A 16,913-nucleotide genomic window follows, 5' to 3' on the forward strand; every position below is an offset into this window, starting at 1 on the left:
TTTCCGGTTCCCGATTTAATCCGCTGGCTCCTGTGTCCTTGCCAAAAGCGATAAAAAGGGTTTGCGAAGCGATTTGAGGCGTTCTTTGTCATCGTCCGTGTCGAAGGTCGTCTCACACGCTTCGGTATCGAGAATCAGCTCCGCAAGCTCTTTGGATGCCTCGATGAAGGATACCCATTCTTCATCGAGGTCATGACGAAAGAACTCAATGAGCGGCGAGCTGTCATCGAATCTCGATTTCCATAATACTCGTTGCAAGGCTGCGTGGGCAATACATCCCAAGGCGGTCTTACGAATCTCCTCTTCCTGTTTACCGGCGTGTGCCGATGCCGTGTCGATATGACTGTCCGGACAGTGACGGCTCTCGTATCCGGTCATTCCGGTCATCGCCTGATGGACGACCTGACCGCAGAGGTTGCCGACATCCGCAGAGGTCGTTTTGCCAACTATCCAATCGGACAATACCTCTTGCAGTTGTATGGCAAAGTCCGGCTGTCGCTGTATAACGAATGTGGCCGAAGACTGACCGGATTGCACGGGCATGGTGATGACTATGCTCTTTGCGAGCCTGGTGCGTTTTAATTGTCCGAACGCCTCCAATGTTTCCAGAAACGAGCGGACAGTGGCACGATGCCAATGCCACTCCGTCGCAAGGTCGGAAATGGTCACATGACACTGGCAAGGCTGAAGGTCGTAGTCCTGTTTCCTTAGAAAAGGGGAAATAAAACCTGCCAGCGATTTGTCCAGCAGGTCACTATAGGCTTCCGTCCGTGTCTTTCGTTCGCCGACTTTTTCTTTAAGGTAGTCGAACACCTTTGCGTCCGCCACTATGACGGCAGGGATTTCTTGCTTATTTTTCATTATTGTCCTGTTTTTGATGATTGTTATTTTGCGGATGAGCCGGATTGCCGTTATCCGCATTATGCGGCAACCCTGCGTGATGATTATCGTAATATGATTCGGACAGTGTTTGAGAATGCGTCACCCATTCGGTACGTTTTTCTGTGTCCTTGCATTCGGACATGACCCGAACAGAGGGATAGAACAGGGCAGCCAAAAGAAGAAAGGCAACAGTTACCGACAACGTGTACAAATGCGGTACGAATCCGATGACCACTGCGGCCAATGCAAAGATGACAAATGCACGAGGGCAATCCAGCAACTTGCGGAACCAGTTATCCGTCCGCTTGAACGAGAACATGGCGGCACAGACTCCGGTAGATAGCAGAATGCCAAATTCGCCGATATGACCGCACGCATATACATAGTGAAAAAGGAGCAGGCATATCAACCCAATTTGCGCATAGAGCTTGCGAGCCTTGTCGCTTCGTGCCATTGCCATGTAAAAGACTGCCATGCACCGTTTGTTGCTCTTGTACAATGTCAGCGACACCGCAAAGGGTATAGCACAGAAAACGAGTTGCAGGATATTCAGTAACATAGGTAGTATGGTTTATCTGGTATGTGAATGGGACGCACCATGAGTTCCAATTGGACAGTGCCATAAGTCGCCAACCGGATAATGGTTTCGGCATCTGCCGCAGAAAGGTACATCGCCGCCTTTTTGATGCGTTGTTTGAATTGGGGGGTCTGCTTGCGATAAGTTGCCAACGCCTTGTCCAGTTCATGCTCCGGAATATGCCATACTGTCCCTTCGGCATATTCACCTTGCGTTTTGAATGCACGCAACACCAGCGTGCGGGAAACGAGGTAGTCAGTCCTGTCGGTTCTCGAAATGATATTCTCCTTGTAAAGATTGTCATCGGCAACCTCTATCCACGTTCGGTAGGCGTTGATGCAATAGACCATTTGTCGGTACAGCGTGTTCCTCATATAAAATTCATCAGCACATCGGCCTTGTCTTTTTTATACTTCAAGAACCCGCCTTTGGAATGGAGTTCCAAATCGAGGCACAAGTCTCCGTACATCTGTTCCAAAGAATCATAGATCGTGACGATGATGCTGTTCACCTTGCCTTCGGTATCCGTCTTGGCGTTCATCTTGAACATCTGCCCGAAAGCCGGATTCGAGTACGCACAGGTGCTATGCCCGAATTTCTCGGAGCGCATAGGGATGTGGTGATAGAGCGTTATCAGCTCCATATCGTCCTCGAACATATCCATCACCTCGTCCAAGTCATAAGGATTGCGCAACGGAAACGTAAGCAGTACATAGTCACCGTAGAACTGCGGTTCCTCCATAGTCGTCACATCGAGCAACTGAGGCAGTTGCAAGGGAACGAACGTCATGAAGTCATCATAGAAGTGTCGTAACATAATCATATTGTTTTTCGTGTTATATCGTTACAGGGTGTGTATGAATGCCTCCAACAGCATTCCGGGCAATTCGTCCAGCCGGTTGTTCCCGGATTGCAGGATTTTACCCAAAACCTCGAAAGCGTCGGATGTCTGCATGGCAAGCGTGTCAAGATGCCGTCTCTCCTCGGATGAAAGCAATGCCATACAGAAGCCGTCCATTGAAGAATAAGGCTGGAGGAGCATCCAGATATAGGCTTGCGCCTGTGCCGGTGTCCTGACTTTTTTATCGCGGATGTCGTCGATACAGGTCTGGACATTCTGAATCAACCTGCGGTTGGTGCGCATGGCCAAATAGACCATCGCGTCCTGATAGGTGATGTTGTTCCGCTCGGCGGCAAGGAATACCTGTGAGCAGCATCGCTCCGTGTCATGTGTGATATCGGAAAGATCCACACCATCGAAATCGGACAGACGTGAGAGGAAAGCACGGAATACGGCATCCTCTTTTTCGATATAAATAGTTAGGTCGGCTATGCAGTGGATGCCGTAATCAATTGTTTGTGTCAGCACGTCCCGATAGGCAGCAAGAATACGTTGTCGATTCCCCGGATAGGCGGGATGGCTGTCCAACGAGGTAAAGAACGGGCGGATTGCTTCAGCCGCATGATGCAGTTCTGCATCTTTCAGATGCGGTGAGACCTGTTCCTTGACCAGCAGCACATCCTTATAAGTACAGGGGTTCGACAAAGCCAGTCGGGAAAATTCCATTCGGATGGAATCGTGCGTCCGTTCGCAATCCTCAATATGGACAGAATGGAACCGGGCGAGCGTGTCTCGTTCGAGATACCGGAAAACGGAATCCCTTACGGTTTGCCATTGCTTGAGGTGTTCGGCCAAGTCTTTAATGGAAAGGTTGTCCAGCTTGCGTACATCGGACAGATATTCCCTGTATGTTCCGGCAGGGTCGCTTTTGACATCCGCCAGACGTTTGCCATTTCCGCTATCGCAAGATGCACACATGAAAATGGCAATAGAAACAGCAATTGTTTTGGCTATAATCATGTGTCGTTTTAAGTTCGATTTTGATGTTTTCATACTATATTATTTCGTACTATTTTGCGCAAAACTATATATAATTTTCGATACTCCGTATCATTCCAATCGTATTTTGCGCATTTTTTAATATCGTACTTAATGGTATGATTTACAATGAAAATAAGTGAAAGAAAAAGAGTAATTAGAGGGCTTTTCTTGTTTTTTAATATAGTATGATTTGAACGCTCAAATAAAACTCGTATCTTTGCACTTATTATCATCGGAATTGTATATTGACATGGCAAAAGTTGGTTATATATTCAAGGCAAACTCCTATGATGCGTTTGACGCGGACAAGGAATGGATGCTCCAGTACGGTTGTGTACAAGTGATAGAGGAATCGGTCAAACACGAGACGCTTAGACCGAAGTGGAAACAACTCATGTCGAATCTTGAAAGAGGGGACGAACTGGTGGTGTCGAAATTCAGCAATGCCGTGCGCGGTTTGCGGGAACTGGCGGCCTTGATCGAGCTGTGCCGGATTAAAGTGGTGCGCATCATTTCCATACACGATAAGATTGACACATGTAACGAACTGTTTGCCGAGACGACACCTGCAGAAGTGTTGATGATGTTCGGGGCACTTCCGGAAGAAGTGGCCGTACTGCGAAAATCATCGGATAAGATTATGCGCCTGCAACAAAGTATCAACACGTCCATACTTACCAAAAAGAGTTTGAGTAAAGCGGAACGGGATAAGAAGATTGTGGATATGTATAACGACGGTTATTCAATCCGGGATATATGGAAAGAGAGCGGTGTCCGGAGCAAAAGTACAGTGTATGGAATACTCAATAAGTACAGGGTACAACTTAACAGAAAACCCGGACGTGTACCGGGGCTACGGAAATAGATAGGAGCAATACAATATCTGAATAGAATAATATATATTGAAAACCAGCTAATTATTTGCGTTATCCGCAGTTTTTTCGTACCTTTATATTGAGATGTATTAACTAAAATGAAAGAGTTATGGGAGATATTATAATTGTATTGTTGGTATTCTTCGTTGTTGGGAAACTCCTGAAAGGAGTATTCGGTGGTTTCAGCAAGAGCAGCTTCCGGGATGACAAATAAGCCTGCAAAGGTATTGGTAAATGAGGACAGTCGTGAATTTATAAAAGGACATGGAATGCGACAAATGGCAGTTTTGTCAGAATATAACAGAAATTATTCTTGTGAAAATATAAACGGAAAATTCCCGAAACAAGAATCCAGGATACATTGAAAAAAACGTATCCTGAATCCGTGTTGAGCATTATCTACATAGGATGCTTAAGAAACCCATCTGTAACCTTCGTCTGTCAGCTCAAAGTATTCGTCTATTCCCGGTTTTACATAAAACATGATTTCAAAGGCTTCGTTACTTCCATCTTCGGGTATAGTCATGTCGATTTCTCCATTTCGGACAATTCCTCTTCCTACATTGGAGCCTAAATCTTCATCGGCATAGGCATAATGAAATTCAACATCAGGGAATTTCTCGGAAAGTTTTTGTATGAGTTGTGGCACTCCACTCCAAGCTGTATCAAACCAAAGCACGTTCGGCTCGTCAAATTCCTGATTATAGGCATTCCATTTTGTACCCCATGTTGCGATAGACCATTCGTACCAAGTGGTATAACCGTATTTTTCTTGATTGTTCAGATATGCCGCCCCAAGCTGCAAAGTTTCTTTTCTGGTTTTTTCATCCTGATTTTCCATCCATTGAATCGTCCTCAATTCTTCTTGTGAATTGTTCGGCTTCCGTTGCATTGCGATGATATATCGCATACCAAATTCTCCACGACTTGACGCTTCTATCAGTAATTCTTTGGGCATCGGGATAATGTTGTTGAAGTCAATGTAGCAGGGCGTATTGTCTGCATCATTTTCTCCTTTTAAGAAATTCATTACGCTTTGTACGGTTTCTCTGTCTGCGTTTATTTCTAAACGGTTTGTTACATGATTAGGCATGATTCTGATTTTTGAAGTTGTTAATATGAGTTGTTATTTACCCTTTTGTCGGTTCTTTGTTGATTGAACCGCTTTGGGGTTTTATGGATGCGGTACACGGCTGTCGTTACAACTTCATACAGCGGCTTTTCTTGCCAAATTACTCTTACGCAGGAAGGAAGAATTTTGCAAGAAATACACTTCAAGCCACCGGATCAAGTGAGACGGCCGACCTTTGCATCTGATAAAAACAAACCGGTGATAGCCTGAAGAACAGAAGGGAAAGTAAGGGTTGGTCTAAAAGGAGAATGCTGCTTCGTAGGCTATGATAAGAGGGGAATGAAGTGAATTATAAAAGGATGATTGGTAATCGTTGAGAATTACAAGGGGGATTTTGTATTTCGGGCGTTTATCAACAAATGCCGCAACTTCTGTTCGGGATTGTTGCGGCATTTGCGTTTATACGGTCGTTTATTCATTCGTTACTACTCCCATTGCCTTGCTATATTCTTTAATTTTCTCTACCGTTATCCACATCGGTTTTTCATCATCTTTGAAACTCTCGTAAAGTTTCATCATAAACTCGATTTGCTCCGCTTCAGAGCCAGCCCATAAGCGTCGCGTATTTCTATTCCCATAGCCAAGATAATACTCGCAGTCTGCCTGTAAGCGTCCCAGCAACATATTTCTGAACTGCAAATCACGTTGTAATACTTCTTCTGTTGTCATTCCGCCATTGGGATATTTGTTTGCCATACTTGTATTCATTTTCGTTTTAATTAAGTTTTTTATTTTCCCTCTGATACATCCAGTACCGAAAGGGCGATTATTTTTCTGCCCACAGGATTGATGGTCGGACATGGCAAGGAGGATGCGGAAAATACGCTCTCCAACGAGTTGGGGAGGAAGATTTTCCGACAGCAAGCGCAAGCAGTCCTTGACAGGGCAGACAGACGTCAATAGACCTTTGCAGAGAAAATAAACGGCTTGCGGGATAGGAGTAAAAGGAAAGGGGCTGTCTCCCATACAAGTGATAATAAATTGGCTATAAAAGTATGATGTGCGGCAACCTGTAGTGAGCAAAGAAAAAGCGGCATGGTAGCCGCTTTTATTTGTATAAGGCAAGAGGTTATTTCTTGCCTTTTTTCTTCCCCTTCTTAACCGGTTCCTTGGGGGCTTCTTCCTTCTCGACAGTCGGATAGAACTTGACAGCCACCATCACGATGCGGTTGTGTTTCACACCGGCATTGTCGCTCCATTCTTCAGGTTTGAAATATCCCTCGACGGTAAGCATCGTGCCCTTGGTCAGTTGGTCGAACGACCCCGTGTTCTCGTTCTTGCGCCATGCCTCAAAGTTCATAAAGGCGGAAACGCGGTTGGAGTCCTCGCCGTTCTTCTCCAGTCGGCTTACTGCCAAAGAAAAACGTGCTACACTGGCGTTGGCGAACTGACGGATTTCTGCATCTTTACCTACGAATCCGGTTACAGAGAAATTGTTTTCAATCTTTTTCATAATGAATTGCTTTTAGAAGTTTTTAATCAATTTTTACGCTGCTCCAGAAAGTAGGTGCAGAAAAGGGATGCACCAAGGATAACGCATCAATACTCTTTATTTTTAACCGCAGGCAAAACCGCAAGGCTCGATAAAGGAAGATTGATGCGGTTACGCCATTGGTCAAGACTTCCGGAAGTCGTTCCCGGCTGCATACTATCTTTGCAACGGAAAAATGATGAAGACTTCGCCGGAAAGCCATTCCGAAAAAGAGCAGGGGACAGCAGCTTCGGGTTCGGTTACATGAAAGAGCATATCCGTCCGCTGACATTATGTAGTCTGTTTCGGCGGTAAGTCCGCAAGAAACGGCAGGATTGGAAATGGCGGCAGTTCGACTTGATTTGAGGCAGCAAGAAGAGGAGCACCAACTCTCCAAAACGTTGCATGACTGTGAGGGAATATCAACGAAGTCGCGACAAAAAGGCGTGGCAGCATATCGAGGTGGTTGTCATGTCCCGACTGGATGAGATGAAAGGAGCAGAGGGGAAGAAAAAGGCAATACCTGTCTTATCGACAAAGCGAAAGTCCGCTTTTCACGAATGACCGGTTTTACAAAAGGATATGGCGCAGCCAAAAAAGAAAGATAGGATTATACAAAAGGAAATGGCGGGTGGCTGAAATAGTCGTTGCCCATTTCAGCCTGTTCTCCCGTCTTCAAAATTCAGCCATGATTACCCGGTTCTCAAAAATTTTAGCCTGATCGCTGGGGCGTCTTTGACAGACCCACAGATGATGTGCCCCATAGCCGAATACGAAATAGTCATCAAGATGTGTTTCCGTTTTCAGACGTTCCATACTGCTACGCAATTCCGCTTCGTCGATTGAAAAAAGAACTGTGTTGATGATGCGGAAATAAATGTCCGTTGCTTCATCGCTGTAACGACAGAAGACATTTTCGATTGTAACTTTCATGCTCTTGGTTATTTGACTTCGACAATATTTTCAATTCTCCCGTAAAGTGAGGAACGCAAGGCTGTTTTGTCGATTGCGTAATATTCAGCTATATGCCCGTACTGTTTGACGAAATATTGCTTGAGAACATCCGAGAAATCGAAGTAATAGCCCATCAATGCAATGCCTTTCTGAAAACGGCAGCATCCTCTTACTTGTTCTGTAAGCCAATTTTTGTCATCACGGGTCAATTTGCCTCCATTATTGAGGCATTCTCGTAACCTGTAAACCTTGCAGTCTTTCAGTGTCGCTAATTCCGGCACATCCCATTTGACGAATTTGAACGCTATTTGTCCCATAACATCACCCTTTTAATCATAGATAATTACTTCATCACGGTATTCCGCTATCTCCTTGCCATTGCTAAGACGGACGACTATCTTATTGCCGTAATCTCCCACGACCGTTCCCTCTGTATATCCTTTGTATGGAACGAGTAGGCTGCAATGTGCGCCAATGATTTCGGTTACTTCTTCCGATTCATACATACGATTGCTGTTTTCTGTTGTCATTTGATTTTCTTTTTTATCCCTCATGTAGTATTTACTACTTTCGGGATTGATTGAAATTATGTCGCCTCATAAGGTGTCATGGCTCTTTATGCAGGGTTTCACAAGCAAATACTACCTCTGATTGCAGAGTGTGGAGATTTGGTCGTGAACCGTCAGGCTCCGACCTTGCACAAAAGAAAGACAGGACATATACCTTTGCGACACAATTCTCATCAGACAGACCGAAAGTCGGTACGCAATGGTGCTCCGATAAGAGGGAATAAATAAAATAGGATTGCAGCGAAAAGAGAAAATACAGGCTTTGGGATTCTCTTCTCTTTTGGCTGCATAAAATATACCGCTAAAAGAACTGAAGAAATGGTTTAGTTTAGGATATTAGTCATATATATGCTAAACTAAATAAAACTAAATATAGGCAGGTACATTTACCTGTCCGTATGTTTATGTCTTTATAAAAAAGCATATCTTTGCAAAACGGATGTCCCTTGAAAGAAAATCGAGGTTTGCACTTTGAGGTTTGCGATGTTTGTCAGAGGACGAAGATTATGCAAGAAAGTCGGAAAAATGACGTCGAGTGTGAACAACTGAAAGGAATGAAAAGTAGTGCAAGCAAAAAAGACGGGAAATCGCAAAAAAGATGTTTTTGTTCCTATTTTGTTTCTTTATTTCGAGAAACATTTATATAAAATTCTTATTTACAACGTGTTATTATATATCAAAATAACATTTCCTAGGTTTCTCCAATACGAATGAAGCGAAAACGCTTTCTATGTATGTCTGCTCACCCTTAGTGGGTTTGCAGATGCAAAGTTAGCAATTTTCTGTGAAAGATGCTCTATATATGGCTATTATTTAATAGGTGCTACTTAAAAATCCAGTAAATCGTATGTCTCTAACAGTTCTTTTTCCCTTAGCCCAAGATAAATTTTAGTGATTTGAACTGATGAATGATTAAACAGTTCAGATAATTTTACCAGTGCCATTTGTGCATTTTCGCCACTTGATTCAAACACTTTACGTCCAAATGCCTTTCTTAGACTATGACAAGAAAAGTTATCAATCTTGATGTTATACTTTTTTTTAATCTCTTTCAATCGTACATTGATACGTTGTGTTGACATCACCATATTCTTACGAGATAGGAAACAAGCCTCATCTAAATCTTTTATTTGAAGTGCCTCAAAACATTGTTGGATATGTTTTTGAAAGTCTGAATTGATTTTGATAATCCTGCGTTTTCCTGTCTTTTGCTCATTGAGAATAAACTTGTCATCATTCAAGAGCATTCCCCATGTGAGTTTGCGTATATCACTTACTCTTAATCCAAAGAAACAACCACAACCAATGAATAAAGACATTCTATAATCTCCATCTCTGTATAACTTACGGATGAGATTTAACATTACGTTCCATTCCAAGTAATCTGCTGTTGTATGGCTGTTTCTAACGCTCATTTTTGTGAATTTTAGTTGTTAGTGATTGATACTATTATCAAGTTTCTTATAACGTGTTGATTTTTTGATTATATTCAAAACTATGAATTAGTGAATGTTGGGGAGGCAGTACCACCTCCCCATTTTCATTAAAATACCTGCACCAAATTTTCCCAGCGGAAACTTCTCCATTCTCCAATCTCAACATCAAAATATGCTGTTGTCTTAAATGCCTCACGGCTTACACCTCTACCGTTAGTTTTAGCGTTGGCTATGTCACTTTGTGTTGTTCCCCATGCTTCTCTGTATGTACCATCTTTTTTCTTGAAAATGAAGTGTGCTACACCGTTAGCAAGTTTCACCTTGAGCGTGTCGATAAGCATTGCTTTCATTATTCCCATTTCGCTTGATTGTGTACGGGTTGCGATTACTGTTGCTCTATTGGCTGTTGCATTGTTGATGACGATTGCGTTTATCATATCTGTTATTATTTAATTATTACTTCTGTTTGACAATGCAAAGATATGACAAATACTAAATATATGCAATTGTTTCAAGCTAAAGAAATTTAAAATAATGACATTTATTTTATACTTGTAATTTTATACCTAACTTTGCATATTATAAAGAAGCAAACCATGCCAACAACATCAAGATTAGAGAAGGTGGAACGCTCTGTTATACACCTAGAAATAGATGGTATGCACCATTATTTTGGCAGCATAGCTAATATGTACGAATACTTTACACCTCAACAACTGGGTATAAGTTATGGTGCATTACGTAATTATGGTTTATCCAATGATAAGCCCTATACAAATTCCAAATGCACCATTAGAAAAGGTCAATTATTATCAAAATCAGGAAATAGAGGTCGTAAGAAACAAATAGATGAGGAAAAGTAAGATTATATATAATCCTCTGTTGTCGGTTAAAGAAAATGCCGAAAACAATCACGTCTCCATATCTGCTATTAGATGGTATATTCGCACAAATGGCATAGATAGGAAGCGTGATAATGCTATTGCCATATCAAAATCTATAGTCAGTTATAAAAAGAAATATCCAACAGCCACGATAAGTGAAATTTCTACTGCGTTATCACTTTCTGAAAATACAATTCGCAAATATCTTCAAAACGAAATTAACACATCAATTATTGATAAAAACAAACTATCAACTTTTGATTTATCAAAGCGAAAATTTATCATTTCATCAATATCCGATAATCAGGATGAAATTCTTTCAAATATACTGCGACTGCACATAAAACAGTATAGATTTGACTGCGATTTAACTTATAGTATTGGTGTATTCTACAAGCATATCCCACAGCCCCAATTAAAATTTGACAAGTACCCTCAAATGGATGATGTAAGACCGTTGGATGAATTTTATAATATAGAGGACGGTAGCTTACATTCCATTGTTATAGATTTGCCATTCGTTATTAAGGGTAAAGACGTTAACTATAAGTCTATGATGGCAGATAGATTCAACTGCTTTTCTAACGCTAAAGAACTATACGACACCAATACTTCAATGTTGCAACTGGCATATTCCAAATTATCCCAAAGAGGCATTTTAGTATTTAAGACTATGGATATTATATATGGTGGTGTTCAGCACTGGATAGCCAATTATGTGCAAAATACTGCTGTTGAGGTTGGTTATAAATTAATAGATATGTTTATTCTATATGCCAAAACAAAAGTGCTTACCAATATGAATACCACTCAACTACATGCTCGTAAGTTTCACTCATACTTTTTTGTATTTGAGAAGAAGTAGAATTATGATGCCAGTTTGCTATATACTTTCTCTATTGCCTCTTGTTGATGGTCATAGCTGATTATATCATTTTCCCATTGGTGAGTTATCCACTTTTCCGCCTTTACTGCAATTTCATCCCATCTATCATTGCTAACATACATATTCACATTTCCCAGTAGGTCATTTATTGTATATGCAAATTGTTGGGAGTTTGAAGGTGTTTTGATGTTATGAACATTAGAAATATGATACGTTTGTATCATATCGTCTGTTATCTTATCCAGTAGAATGTTCCAACCATCACTTTCATGTTTTATCATAGTCTCAGTTAGTTGGTGTTTATAATTGTCTATCTCTGTCGTTGGAAGATATTCACTAGCATACTCAATATCCTTTTGAATAGAACTATACATATCCAATGCTCGTATATAATCAGACTCATTAGTATAGTCAGCTAATAGTGAATCTAACCTATCTTTATAAGCATCATGTAAAGGAGATTTGGTTGAAGTTGTATTATCTATAGTAATATTGTTATTTATATTTTTAATGTTATCTATAGTTGAGGTACAATCTCGTACTGCTAAACTATTATCTTGTTGATACGATATTGTACTATCATTCTCTATCTGCTGATACAATGCTGTACTATCTTCAACACTCTTTTTAGTTGTTCTTTTTATCGTTTTTAGCATAGGGTCATTGATAAGTTGAGGTATAGGGATATCGTTGTACGCCTTAATTTTATTCCAATTTATACGGTAATAGTTTGCTTGCTTTCCTCCTTTACTGGATAAAATCTCAACAAATCCTTCTGATTGTAAGGTTTGTATCATCAATCTCACATCCTGCAAATTCTTCTTTCTGAATATATCTGCAAACTCTTTCACTGGTTTGTAAAAACTGCCATCACTACCAATCTTCTTATGCTCAATCCAATAACTTTCCTGTTGTATCAGTATTGCAAGCATTTTCAACAAATCACTATCAAGGGCATAAATAAGTTTTGTAGGTAATCTTGTAAATTGTACTGTCATATTCATTTCAATTTAAGTTAAACTTTTTATTCTCTCTCTTTGGGCTTATTGGGAACAGTTTTCCAATACTCACGCATCCCATTGGATATATTTTCTTTGTGAGTCATACTTTTACTTCTGTTTTTAAGTGATTGACTGATTTTTGCTTTTGTCATATCACTGAGTTCTCTGTACTTTCGTTTATTATCATTCATATTCTCAATTATGTTTTACATATATACCATAAATAGTACAAAGTACAAAAAGAATAGATGATTTAGTAAGTTAAATTTTAAAATCCAGGATTTTTTGAGAAACGTATAGCATTCCAAACGCCTCTATTATACCTACTTACAGTAGATCCTGAAAGCGTGGATACGTAGCAGTGAGTACATTGAAAAAGTGGATGTTAAATGATATAACACCCACTTAAACGATACTGAAAGGAAAATTGCCTACGTATAGATATATTACTGCAAATCTTTTAGTTGAAAAATTCTCTTGCCATTTCAACGTATTCTGATTTTTCGACACATATATATTTTCTGAAATTCTCTTCAGTTGTGTGTCCAGTAAAGTTCATTACAAGTCTTGCGTTTCGACAACGCAGATATAGGTTGGTTGCAAAACTACGCCTTGCAGTATGGCTGCTGATTAGTTCATACTTTTTCTTTTCTTCAATTACAACCTTACCACCAACATTCTTCTTTATATAAATGGTCTGATCTATACCTGCCAACTCTCCTATCTTTTGGAGTTGTTCATTAAACCTACTTTTATCTCTTGGAGTTGGGAATTTTCCATTATATTTTTTATATAGTTCAATTACGGTTGAAGTTAAAGGAACCAGTACTGTCGCACCAGTTTTATGGGTGTGTATTTCAACTGTTTTATTCTCTATATCCCAGTTAGATTTATTCAATGATGAGAGGTCTCCATATCTTATACCAATATGAGACGCAATAATAAAAATATCCCGTGTCTCCTCATATTTAGCGTTTGGATGTAGTTTTAATATCTCATCAAAATTCAAATTATAGATAGCTTCCAATTCAGCATCATTCAAATATATGTGTTGCACATCTGCGCCTTTAGATTTCCACGAATGAAAAGATTTGTCTGTTATCAATCCTTCTTCCTCAGCTTGTTTCAACCAAACTTTCATAACTGAAAAAGTCGCAGCTACCGTATTTGCTGAGTATTCTTCAACGCCTAACATCCACTGTTCCATCTCACTCTCAAAATTCTTATTGAAAATTGAGAATGATGATGCCACCCAATGTTTGTAATTTATAAAGCGTTCAAATCGTTTCAGCACGATTTTATGATGGCCGACAGTCCTATCTTCGATAATCTTGCTTGTTCTTCTGATGACCTTTTTAGGCATTTCCTCAACCACCTTCTTGAAATATTCCAAAGGAGTAAAAGTGTGTGCCTTTTCTTCTTGAATCTCTTTGCCTTTGATTTTGTCAATGGCTTCCTTTAATCGTGCTACAATACCGTATGTTCCAACTGCTGATGGAATTAATTTTGATTCGTAGTCTGCCAATACATCAGCATCAATCAGTGTGGAAACGTAGTGTTCAAATTGCTTTAGGAACTTGTTTATACGTTTCATTTCTCGCTGTTGAAGTTGTGTCTGTTTGGAAGAAATCAGAACACAATTATTTTCAGAGTCCCAATACTCAGGTACAACCTTGTACCCTAAGCTGATTTTCTTTCGCTTGCCACCAAGTGTAAACATGACATACAGTAAAGCGGGCTGAGTTTTGTCGGCTTCGCTTTTCAGAGCATAGTTCAATTTAATATTCTTCTTTGCCATATCTGATATTGTTTACACTGGCTAAATTACTCAATTTTTCTTTGTCATACAAGTCTCAGGGTACAATTTTAGGGTACGATTTCGGGATTCAGGTTGAAAAAACAACCACTTAGCGTTCAGTGGCTTACTTGCTAAGTGGCTGATTTATATTAGATAAAATAAAAATTGCGCTGATTGTCAATATGGGTAAATCATTCCCACTCTATTGTTGCCGGTGGTTTTGAGGAGATGTCGTAGCATACCCTGTTCACTCCGCGCACCTTGTTTATTATCTCGTTGCTCACCTTGGCCATGAAGTCGTAGGGGAGATGTGCCCAGTCGGCTGTCATGGCATCTGTCGATGTTACTGCACGCAGTGCCACTGGATGCTCGTATGTACGTTCGTCGCCCATCACTCCCACGCTGCGTACGGTGGAGAGTAGTACCGTTCCCGCCTGCCAGATTTTGTCGTAGAGGCGTTCGCCATCCTCGCAGATGTATTTCTGCATGTTGCTGATGTAGATGTCGTCGGCATCCTGCAGGATACGTACTTTCTCGCGTGTGATGTCGCCGAGTATGCGCACTGCCAGTCCAGGACCGGGGAACGGATGTCGCTTGATGAGCCTTTCCGGCATTTCGAGCTGATATCCGGCACGACGCACTTCGTCCTTAAACAGCCATTTCAAAGGCTCGCACAGTTGGAGGTGCATCTCTTCGGGCAGTCCGCCTACGTTGTGGTGGCTCTTGATTACCTTGCCGGTGATGTTGAGGCTCTCTATACGGTCGGGATATATTGTTCCCTGTGCCAGCCATTTCGCATCTGTGATTTTCTTTGCCTCAGCGTTGAACACCTCCACGAAGTCGCGGCCTATTATCTTGCGTTTCTGTTCAGGGTCGGTCACACCTTCGAGGTCCTTGAAGAATTTTTCGCTTGCGTCTACACCGATTACATTCAGTCCGAGGCATTCGTAGTCCTTCATCACTTGTGTGAACTCGTTTTTGCGCAACATGCCGTGGTCGACGAATATACATGTGAGGTTCTTGCCGATAGCCTTGTTGAGCAGTACGGCGCAAACAGAAGAGTCGACGCCTCCGGACAGTCCGAGGATTACCCTGTCGTCGCCAAGCTGTGCCTTCAGTTCTGCAACGGTGGACTCCACGAATGATGCGGGGCTCCATTCCTGCCTGCTACCGCAGATGTCTACCACGAAGTTCTGTAGAAGTTGTTTGCCTTGAAGGGAGTGGAATACTTCCGGATGGAACTGCACGGCCCATACGGGGTTGGAAGTACTGGCGTATGCGGCATATTTCACGTCGGCTGTTGATGCTATTACCTTGCAGTCCGAGGGTATTGCCGTAATGGTGTCTCCATGGCTCATCCATACCTGAGAATTTTCGGTGAATCCTTTAAACAGCGGGTTCTCGCTGTCGAAAGCCTGCAGGTTTGCACGTCCGTATTCGCGTGAATCGGCCTTTTCCACCTTTCCGCCGCAGGAATGTGATATGAACTGTGCGCCATAGCATATACCCAACACGGGAATCTTTCCCACGAACTGGCTGAGGTCAACCTTGAAAGCCTCCGGGTCGTGCACAGAGTAGGGCGAACCGCTGAGGATTACTCCGATTACTGAATCGTCATCCTTTGGAAACTTGTTATAGGGAAGAATCTCGCAGAAGGTATCCAGTTCGCGTACACGACGCCCGATGAGCTGTGTGGTTTGCGAACCGAAGTCAAGAATGATAATCTTCTGTTGCATATTGTATATGTTTATAAAGTTTGTAATGTCGTGATTTTATTCTTTGTTTTCAATCCTGTTCAGGAAAGTCTCGGCGTCTTTCAGTGTTTCTGCCTTTCCCACATCCATGAGCATCAGGTCTTCCTTGCAGCATCCGTGTATGACGGTCTTGTCGCAGCAACTGAGGTAGAAGTCCATTATGCCGAACTTGTCCGGCATGTCCTGCATGAGAGACGCTGTGTGGGGGGATATGATATGTATGCCTGAGAAGGCGTACATCCTGCAGTCTTCGGCGGACAGGTTCCTGTAAGGGCTGCGCACCTCGCCTGTTTCGGTATTCTTCCATCCCACGAGGCGCATTTCGCTGTCGAACAGAAGATATCTCTTTGTCTTTCTTTTGCTTACGAGCAATGTGGCACCGTATTGCCGGTTGGCATCGTAGAATTCTTTTAATGAGACATTGCTTAGTATGTCTACATTATGTATCAGTACGGGCTTGGTGTTGTCGAATAGCGGCATTGCCTTTTTCAGCCCGCCACCGGTATCGAGAAGCATGTCTGTCTCATCGGATATTCTTATGTCGGTGCCGAAATTATCGTTTGCCGCGAGGTATGAGGTTATCTGTCCGGCAAAGTGGTGTACGTTTACGACGATTCTCTCTGCACCGGCTTCCTTCAATTTCATGACCACTCTTTTTATGAGCGGTTCTCCTGCCACCGGAACCATTGCCTTTGGCATGGTGTCGGTGAGTGGCTTAAGCCTTGTGCCAAGTCCTGCCGCGAAAATCATTGCCTGCATAATGTCCTTGTCGTTGAGATTGTGGTATTTTCCGTCATGGATGTATGGAAACA

Annotated in this window: 21 protein-coding genes; 3 read left to right on the forward strand and 18 right to left on the reverse strand. The window is 41.8% G+C overall.

The features are described 5' to 3' along the window. Positions 1-15: 15 nt before the first annotated feature. The 5 genes from HPS56_RS06945 to HPS56_RS06965 are packed head-to-tail and all read right to left on the reverse strand — an operon-like array spanning position 16 to position 3,353. Positions 16-861, reverse strand: coding sequence for a MarR family transcriptional regulator (locus HPS56_RS06945; protein WP_172275532.1), 846 nt, complete (start codon positions 859-861; stop codon positions 16-18). Continuing rightward, the gene (locus tag HPS56_RS06950; protein WP_172275442.1) at positions 851-1,441 is read right to left on the reverse strand and encodes a hypothetical protein; all 591 of its coding nucleotides are present in this window, start codon (positions 1,439-1,441) and stop codon (positions 851-853) included. Before HPS56_RS06950 ends, HPS56_RS06945 begins: the two co-directional genes overlap by 11 nt. Next, positions 1,432-1,833, reverse strand: coding sequence for a hypothetical protein (locus HPS56_RS06955; protein WP_172275443.1), 402 nt, complete (start codon positions 1,831-1,833; stop codon positions 1,432-1,434). The genes HPS56_RS06950 and HPS56_RS06955 overlap by 10 nt, the downstream gene beginning before the upstream one ends. Then, entirely contained in the window at positions 1,830-2,276 is a 447-nt protein-coding gene (locus HPS56_RS06960) for a hypothetical protein (protein WP_172275533.1), read from the reverse strand. Before HPS56_RS06960 ends, HPS56_RS06955 begins: the two co-directional genes overlap by 4 nt. Positions 2,277-2,303: 27 nt before the next feature. Beyond that, the gene (locus tag HPS56_RS06965; RefSeq protein WP_172275444.1) at positions 2,304-3,353 is read right to left on the reverse strand and encodes a hypothetical protein; all 1,050 of its coding nucleotides are present in this window, start codon (positions 3,351-3,353) and stop codon (positions 2,304-2,306) included. A 238-nt stretch (positions 3,354-3,591) separates the two neighbouring features. Between HPS56_RS06965 and HPS56_RS06970 the strand changes: the two genes are divergently transcribed. After that, on the forward strand, positions 3,592-4,206 hold the full coding sequence (locus HPS56_RS06970) for a recombinase family protein (protein WP_172275445.1): 615 nt from the start codon (positions 3,592-3,594) through the stop codon (positions 4,204-4,206). Positions 4,207-4,628: 422 nt separating this feature from the next. On the opposite strand, the gene HPS56_RS06975 is transcribed toward HPS56_RS06970, so the two are convergent. The 8 genes from HPS56_RS06975 to HPS56_RS07010 form a co-directional block, all read right to left on the reverse strand. Further along, positions 4,629-5,309 carry a DUF1281 family ferredoxin-like fold protein gene (locus HPS56_RS06975; protein WP_172275446.1) on the reverse strand — a complete coding sequence of 227 codons (681 nt, stop codon included), beginning with the start codon at positions 5,307-5,309 and terminating at the stop codon, positions 4,629-4,631. 450 nt (positions 5,310-5,759) lie between these two features. Continuing rightward, positions 5,760-6,017: an LPD11 domain-containing protein gene (locus tag HPS56_RS06980; RefSeq protein ID WP_172275534.1), complete on the reverse strand. Its 258-nt coding sequence runs from the start codon at positions 6,015-6,017 to the stop codon at positions 5,760-5,762. Positions 6,018-6,417: 400 nt separating this feature from the next. After that, positions 6,418-6,801, reverse strand: a complete 384-nt coding sequence (locus HPS56_RS06985; protein ID WP_172275447.1) for a single-stranded DNA-binding protein — start codon at positions 6,799-6,801, stop codon at positions 6,418-6,420. 693 nt (positions 6,802-7,494) lie between these two features. Then, positions 7,495-7,752 carry a DUF8466 domain-containing protein gene (locus tag HPS56_RS06990; RefSeq protein ID WP_172275448.1) on the reverse strand — a complete coding sequence of 86 codons (258 nt, stop codon included), beginning with the start codon at positions 7,750-7,752 and terminating at the stop codon, positions 7,495-7,497. An 8-nt stretch (positions 7,753-7,760) separates the two neighbouring features. Next, a complete protein-coding gene (locus HPS56_RS06995) occupies positions 7,761-8,090 on the reverse strand; it encodes a molybdenum ABC transporter ATP-binding protein (protein ID WP_172275449.1) in 330 nt (109 codons plus the stop codon). A gap of 12 nt (positions 8,091-8,102) precedes the next feature. After that, the gene (locus HPS56_RS07000) at positions 8,103-8,279 is read right to left on the reverse strand and encodes a ribonuclease P (RefSeq protein WP_172275535.1); all 177 of its coding nucleotides are present in this window, start codon (positions 8,277-8,279) and stop codon (positions 8,103-8,105) included. Positions 8,280-9,169: 890 nt separating this feature from the next. Further along, positions 9,170-9,757, reverse strand: coding sequence for a tyrosine-type recombinase/integrase (locus HPS56_RS07005; RefSeq protein WP_172275450.1), 588 nt, complete (start codon positions 9,755-9,757; stop codon positions 9,170-9,172). A gap of 128 nt (positions 9,758-9,885) precedes the next feature. Then, entirely contained in the window at positions 9,886-10,215 is a 330-nt protein-coding gene (locus HPS56_RS07010; protein ID WP_216655768.1) for an SH3 beta-barrel fold-containing protein, read from the reverse strand. A 159-nt stretch (positions 10,216-10,374) separates the two neighbouring features. Here HPS56_RS07010 and HPS56_RS07015 point away from each other — a divergent pair, with 159 nt between their 5' ends. Both HPS56_RS07015 and HPS56_RS07020 read left to right on the forward strand, forming a co-directional pair. Continuing rightward, positions 10,375-10,641, forward strand: a complete 267-nt coding sequence (locus tag HPS56_RS07015; protein WP_172275451.1) for a hypothetical protein — start codon at positions 10,375-10,377, stop codon at positions 10,639-10,641. Beyond that, complete coding sequence (locus tag HPS56_RS07020; RefSeq protein ID WP_172275452.1) at positions 10,628-11,527, forward strand: hypothetical protein; 900 nt, start codon at positions 10,628-10,630, stop codon at positions 11,525-11,527. Before HPS56_RS07015 ends, HPS56_RS07020 begins: the two co-directional genes overlap by 14 nt. Before the next feature lie 2 nt (positions 11,528-11,529). On the opposite strand, the gene HPS56_RS07025 is transcribed toward HPS56_RS07020, so the two are convergent. The 5 genes from HPS56_RS07025 to HPS56_RS07045 all read right to left on the reverse strand — a co-directional run bounded on the left by HPS56_RS07025 (position 11,530) and on the right by HPS56_RS07045 (position 16,863). Further along, the gene (locus HPS56_RS07025) at positions 11,530-12,546 is read right to left on the reverse strand and encodes a hypothetical protein (protein WP_172275453.1); all 1,017 of its coding nucleotides are present in this window, start codon (positions 12,544-12,546) and stop codon (positions 11,530-11,532) included. A gap of 26 nt (positions 12,547-12,572) precedes the next feature. Continuing rightward, entirely contained in the window at positions 12,573-12,740 is a 168-nt protein-coding gene (locus HPS56_RS07030; protein WP_172275454.1) for a hypothetical protein, read from the reverse strand. Positions 12,741-13,009: 269 nt separating this feature from the next. Next, the gene (locus HPS56_RS07035) at positions 13,010-14,347 is read right to left on the reverse strand and encodes a tyrosine-type recombinase/integrase (protein ID WP_172275455.1); all 1,338 of its coding nucleotides are present in this window, start codon (positions 14,345-14,347) and stop codon (positions 13,010-13,012) included. 191 nt (positions 14,348-14,538) lie between these two features. Then, positions 14,539-16,083: a glutamine-hydrolyzing GMP synthase gene (gene guaA, locus HPS56_RS07040; protein WP_172275456.1), complete on the reverse strand. Its 1,545-nt coding sequence runs from the start codon at positions 16,081-16,083 to the stop codon at positions 14,539-14,541. A 36-nt stretch (positions 16,084-16,119) separates the two neighbouring features. Continuing rightward, on the reverse strand, positions 16,120-16,863 hold the full coding sequence (locus HPS56_RS07045) for a nucleotidyltransferase family protein (protein WP_172275537.1): 744 nt from the start codon (positions 16,861-16,863) through the stop codon (positions 16,120-16,122). Positions 16,864-16,913 lie beyond the last annotated feature (50 nt).

The organism is Xylanibacter muris (assembly GCF_013166605.1).
GTDB classification, from domain to species: domain Bacteria; phylum Bacteroidota; class Bacteroidia; order Bacteroidales; family Bacteroidaceae; genus Prevotella; species Prevotella muris.